The sequence below is a fragment of the Tenacibaculum crassostreae genome (assembly GCF_964512405.1).
Taxonomy (GTDB): domain Bacteria; phylum Bacteroidota; class Bacteroidia; order Flavobacteriales; family Flavobacteriaceae; genus Polaribacter; species Polaribacter crassostreae.
The window spans coordinates 210,362-216,556 of the sequence record NZ_CAZELE010000001.1; the positions used below are offsets into that span (position 1 = coordinate 210,362).

Consider the following 6,195-nt stretch of genomic DNA (forward strand, 5'->3'; position numbering starts at 1 on the left):
GATTTAATAGTTAATTGAATTGAAAAGTATGAAAAAATTAGCTTTTCACCAATCTTTTTATTCGTTGTGATAACGCAGTAAGTATTTCATAAGGAATGGTTTCACACTTATGAGCTATGTATTCTATATGTTGTTGATGGTTGAAAATGATTACTTCATCACCTTCGTTACAGTCAACTTTTGTTACATCTACCATAATCATATCCATACATACATTTCCTATAATTGGGGCAGCTTGATTATTGATAATAACAAATCCTTCTTTGTTTCCAAGTCTTCTTGAAATACCATCAGCGTGCCCAACAGGAATAGTAGCAGTTCTCGTTGGTTGGTTGGCAACAAAAGCTCTGTTGTATCCAACAGTTTCTCCTGGTTGAATTAGGTGGATTTGTGAAATAATAGATTTTAACGTGTGTGTGTTTTTAAGTTGAGCAGTTTCTTGCTCGTTGTTTCCAAAACCATATAAACCAATTCCTAAACGAACCATATCAAATTGTGCTTGAGGGTAGTTTATAATTCCCGAAGTATTTAAAATGTGAATCATCGGTTCGTATCCTAAATGCTCGTAAAATTGTTTAACGATATAAGCGAAATTGTTAATTTGACCAATAGTAAATTCTTGCTCATTTGGGTCTTCACTAGCTGCTAAATGAGAAAAGATAGATTCAACTTTTACGTTGTTCGATTTTTTTAACTCGGTAAGTAAAGTTGGAACATCAGTATGCCAAAAACCTAACCTATTTAAGCCAGTATTAAACTTTATATGAATAGGGTAATTCATTAAAGGAGCTTCATCAGCAAGTTGCATAAAAGCATCAAAAATTTTAAAGTTGTATAAGTTAGGTTCTAGTCTGTACTTAACAATATCTTTTAAATTTTGAATTTGCGGATGTAATACCAAAATAGGAGTTTTTATTCCTGCATCACGTAATAAAATTCCTTCATAAGAATAAGCAACAGCAAAATAATCAACCTTATCTTGTACAATTTTAGCAATTTCTACAGCCTCACTTCCATATCCAAAAGCTTTTACAACGACTAAAATTTTTGTTTGTGGTTGTAGCTTTTGTTTAAAATACGCTAAGTTGTGTAATACAGCTTCCGAATCAATTTCTAAAACAGTAACATGGTTGTTATTCATTGTTGGTTTTTTCTTTATTTTTAGTTTGTTGCTCTTTCATAGCTTTATAATAAGCAGCTCTACTTAGTGGCTCATATTCTTGAGTTTCTCCTAAAAGTACCAAGTCATCGCTTTGTGCTTTTCTGTAACTAAAATGTGCTAGGTTTCCGGTACGAGTACAAACTGCATGTACTTTGGTAACATATTCGGCAGTAGCCATTAATGCTGGCATAGGTCCGAACGGGTTTCCTTTAAAATCCATATCTAAACCGGCAACAATAACACGAACACCTCTATTAGCTAAATCGTTACATACAGCTACAATTTCATCATCAAAAAATTGCGCTTCGTCTATTCCAATTACATCAACATCGTTTGCTAATAAACGAATGTTTGAAGATGCAGGTACGGGAGTAGAGCGAATTCTATTTTCGTTATGTGATACTACTTCTTCATCGTCGTATCGAGTATCAACTGCGGGTTTAAAAATTTCTACACGTTGTTTTGCAAATTGCGCGCGTTTAAGTCTGCGAATTAATTCTTCGGTTTTACCCGAAAACATTGAGCCACAAATTACCTCAATCCAACCAAATTGTTCTGTGTGATTTACTGTATTTTCAAGAAACATTTTGTAATTTTAAGCTCTAATTATTGATTTTTGTATTACTTTCGAACAAGGAACAAATTTATTAAAATTTACTATCAAATAGTAGAATCAAACGACAACTTATGCACAAAAAACTAGCATCCGATTTAACCAGTTTAGCGCACAGTATCTTACAAATGAAAAATAAAGAAGATGTGTTTGAGTTAAAGCAGAAAGCGTATGAAGTGTACGAAAAGCTTTCGGTTTTGGCGTATGTAGAAGAGTATATTAACAATACTCCTAATCCTACAAAAACCAAAGAGGAGTTGTTAGAAGATATTATTCTAGCAGAAGAGAAGAAGAATTCTGAAGCTGTGATAGAAGAGGTTTTAATTGAAGAAACTGAAATAACAAATAAAGAAGAAGTTGTTGTTGAAGATGTTTCAGAAGGGAGTGTAGAAAAAACGGTAAACGATGAGATAACTGAAAATGAAGAAGAAGTTAATGAGGAGAGAGTTATACATCATTTAGAGGAAGAATTAGAAGAAGAACTGGAACAAGAAGCAGAAGAAATTGCAGATAAAGTTATAGAGTCAATTGAAAGTGAAACAATTGTTGAAGAAATCTTAGAACAACCTTTTGATGAGCTTGAAGAGTTGTTACACGGTGATGACGACAATGTAAAAAATGATGTTAAAGATGTTGGAGAAAAGAAAACCCCAACTTTAGAAGATGAGTTGCAAGACACAATATCGGTAGATGTAATGACCGATTTGTTTACCAAAGCAGAACCTAAAAAAACGGTAAATGACTACTTTCAAAAAACCATACAAATAGATTTGAATGATCGAATTGCTTTTGTAAAACATTTGTTTGATGGTGATCAAAATGATTTTAATAGAGTTGTTTCACAGCTCAATACTTTTAAAACAGAAAAAGAGGCAAAAAAGTTCATCAATAAAATGATTAAACCTGATTACGATTGGTCTTCGAAAGAAGAATACGAAAACAGATTAATCGAAATTATAGAGAGAAGATTTTCCTAAATGTAGAATTCCAAAAAACTAAATTGAAAATGGTGGTTAGGTTATTGTTGAAATTTCTTTTCTTACAGTTGTTTTTTATGTTAACGAGTTGTGGTACGTATAAAACACAAACTTTTTCAGATAAAATCATACCAATTAAACCTAATTATGAATTAGAAAGCTCATGGGCTGTTTTACCATCTAAGTATAGTGATGATTTTAAAAAATATGCTTCCAATAATATAGATACATTAAAGGCAGATGTGTTTTATATATACCCAACCTTAAATACAAGCAAAAAAGACATTCGTTGGAATGTTCCCATCACAGATAAGGAGCAAAAAAGCAAAATAATTAATAAAGCCGTTTTATTTCAGGCGTCTGCTTTTGCGTTGTCAGGTAAAATGTATGTTCCATTATATAGGCAAGCACATTACCGTTCTTTTGTTAAGGATTATAAAAGTGAGGGTAAAAATGCTTTAGATTTAGCATATGAAGATGTTAAAGAAGCATTCAAAGTATATTTAAAAAACTATAATAATAATAGGCCAATTATTATAGCAGGTCATAGTCAAGGAGCTAGACACGGAGTACAATTGTTAAAGGATTTTTTTGATAACTCACCTTTGCAAGAAAAATTAATCGCAGCGTATTTACCTGGAATAAAAATTCTCCCTGATGAATTTAGAACTGTAAGACCAATGAGTTCACCTCGAGAAGTTGGTGGTTTTGTTTCTTGGAATACCTTTAAAAAAGGTAAATATCCTAAAAATAAATATTGGTATAAAGGAGCAGTAACTTCTAACCCAATAACATGGGATGAAAAATTAAACACATCAATAGAACAGCATAAGGGGTTTCTTTATAGTGATGGAAAATTATATACTAAAGCATTAAAGATTGATGTTACCAACAATGGCTTAATTTGGTCTACAAACCCAAAATTTCCGTTACGTTTTTTTATGTCTTTTTTGAAGAATTACCACTCAGGAGATATTAATTTATTCTGGCAAGATGTAAGAGAAAATTCTCTATTAAGAACACAAGAATGGTTTGATAAAAATAATAAGTAGGAGCTTTTAAAGCTAAATAAAGATTTACTAAAGGATAAATAATACACTTCAAACGTAGTTAAAAGCTTTTCAGAACTAAGTTGTTTTATACCTGATTAAAGTTTTTTTCCTGAAAAATAACTCCATAAATTCAAACACATTTATAAGCTCCGTAGCATTTAATTCACTTATGAAGTGTAATTTTCTGGTTAAGGAAAAACCCCTTTTTTACTATAAGCTATAAGAAATAAAGTTGTTAAATGTGTGTTAATTGATTAACTTTACAGTGGCTCATACTCTCTACTGAGCTGAATCTCTCACAAGTAAATTCCCTCTTACCTCTCAAAATTAAACCTCTCGTTTAAGAATTAACGAATTACCCTGAGTTATTTAACAACCTCTTTTAAAGATGTTTTACAGCTGGCTTAATTTTTTTAGGTTGGTATGTTGGGTGACCCTTTTATTAACAAAAAATCAAATACAATAACTATGTAAAATATTACAATATGTTGCTTGATGAAACAAAACCTGTCTGTTGGCAGACGGGATTTAACACGTTAAAAAGACGCATTAACAAAAATTTATTTGAGTACTCTATGAGTATAGCAAGTTTTCTTGCTGTGCTTTTTTTGTTTTCAATGCAAACAATTAATGCGCAAACAGTTAATACCGAATCATCTGTTCATGCCAATTTTGGTATAGACTCAGATGTTTACTCAGGAGAAGTAAGTTTTTCGGCATTAGCAGGATTTGGAACCGATGATTGGTTCATAGGAACTTCTGGTAGAGGAGTTATTGACGAAACTCCAACGGCTACTACAGCAAATTTATTGGTTGACGATAATGCTTCGGCAGAAATTAGAATGAGTTTTCCAATTTATTCAGTTGTTGATGGTAGGCTTTGGATTGATGCGGTGTTTATTCGAGATCAAAATGCCCAAGGAAACAATTCTGATTCCAATGTGTTTACAGGAGGGTCAGATAAAAACAATGATAATCCAAATACGTGGACAATTACTGACGCTTCAGTACCACAGAAAAACGATATCATTGATGTTTTTGGGCATTTAAGAAGAGAAGGTGCCACAGTTGGTACCGATGAATGGGCGCTATTAGGTGCATCAACAAGAAATGATAGTGGTGATAGCTATTTAGATTTCGAGTACTTTAGAAAGAAGGTGAATTTAGTAGGAGGTACTATTCAGTCTGTCGAGAACTTAGCAGCAACAGGTGGTAGAACACCTTACTTATTTAATCCTGATGGGTCAGTTGCTCAGCATGGAGATATTATTCTTTCTGTTAATTATGCAAATGGAGGACAAAATGCAATTATTAAATTGTATGTGTGGGTTGAGTTAGTAGGAGTGCCAGATTCTTACTTCGATACTCATAATACATTGCCTCTAAGACCTTTTGAATTTGCACAAGATAATAATGGTTATGTGCAATATGACGGAGGTAATGGAGCAGGTAATTATGGGTATGCGCAAGTTCAATTAAGAAGTGATTTACCACCAGGATCACAAGCTATATTTGCTCAGGTAAATGATGGAGGAAGTGTGCCAGCAGGACCATGGGGAACAATTAGTAAAGGGGGAGATATTGTAGCAAATTATTCAGAATTAACTTTTGCTGAAATAGCAATTAATGCATCAGCGTTAGGGTTTGATTCAAGTAGTTCTCCAGGAATAGATTGTGTAAGTCCTTTAGGAAGTGTAATTGTAAAAACAAGATCTTCAGATTCATTTACAGCAGAGTTAAAAGATTTAGCAGGTCCATTTAGTTTAGCGGATACGCCAGAGGTTACAGTTAGTATAGAAGGTGAAGACATTGCTTGTACAGAAGACAGTATAACACTAACAGCCACAGCAACTCCAGATGGAAATACCTTTACGTATGTTTGGTATAAAAATGGAGAAGAAATAATAGGCGAAACAGGAAATACTCTTGAGGTTACTGAAGCAGGAACTTATTCAGTGTCTGCAACACTAGAGTTTGCACCAGGGGTAGTAGGATGTACAGCGGAAGCTGATTTTGAAGTAAATGGTGAGCCATTAATTCCTTTAAATCAAGTGTGTCCAGATAACCAAACCATTCCCATGTGTACTTCACAAGGAGACATTAATACTGCATTTGGAAATTGGCTATCGGGGTTCTCTTATTCAGGAGGAAACGGAACAGTTGTAGAAAAATATTATATAGGTGAAAACGAGGTCGATGTTAATACGCTTGAAGCTCCAAATGCTTGTGGAGGAAGTATAACCATTAGATACGAGGTTTCTGATGAGTGTGAACAAGTTATGACTTGTGAAAGAACATTTACTGTTACACCAGATGATGTAGATCCAGAAATTGTAGACGTAGCAGACTATAAGCTAGAAGGCTGTAACACGCCATGGCCAGTAAACCTAA

Annotated in this window: 4 protein-coding genes and 1 pseudogene; 3 read left to right on the forward strand and 2 right to left on the reverse strand. The window is 33.4% G+C overall.

What is annotated here, in order from left to right:
- Positions 1 to 37 precede the first annotated feature (37 nt).
- Positions 38 to 1,141, reverse strand: a complete 1,104-nt coding sequence (gene alr, locus ACKTST_RS00915) for an alanine racemase (RefSeq protein WP_408045916.1) — start codon at positions 1,139 to 1,141, stop codon at positions 38 to 40.
- Positions 1,134 to 1,748 carry a thymidine kinase gene (locus tag ACKTST_RS00920; protein ID WP_408045917.1) on the reverse strand — a complete coding sequence of 205 codons (615 nt, stop codon included), beginning with the start codon at positions 1,746 to 1,748 and terminating at the stop codon, positions 1,134 to 1,136. Before ACKTST_RS00920 ends, alr begins: the two co-directional genes overlap by 8 nt.
- Positions 1,749 to 1,849: 101 nt before the next feature.
- Between ACKTST_RS00920 and ACKTST_RS00925 the strand changes: the two genes are divergently transcribed.
- The 3 genes and pseudogenes from ACKTST_RS00925 to ACKTST_RS00935 all read left to right on the forward strand — a co-directional run.
- Positions 1,850 to 2,752 carry a hypothetical protein gene (locus tag ACKTST_RS00925; protein WP_408045918.1) on the forward strand — a complete coding sequence of 301 codons (903 nt, stop codon included), beginning with the start codon at positions 1,850 to 1,852 and terminating at the stop codon, positions 2,750 to 2,752.
- A gap of 77 nt (positions 2,753 to 2,829) precedes the next feature.
- Positions 2,830 to 3,804: a DUF3089 domain-containing protein gene (locus ACKTST_RS00930; protein ID WP_408045919.1), complete on the forward strand. Its 975-nt coding sequence runs from the start codon at positions 2,830 to 2,832 to the stop codon at positions 3,802 to 3,804.
- A gap of 617 nt (positions 3,805 to 4,421) precedes the next feature.
- Positions 4,422 to 6,195 (forward strand): annotated as a pseudogene (locus ACKTST_RS00935) (hypothetical protein); the annotation flags it as partial.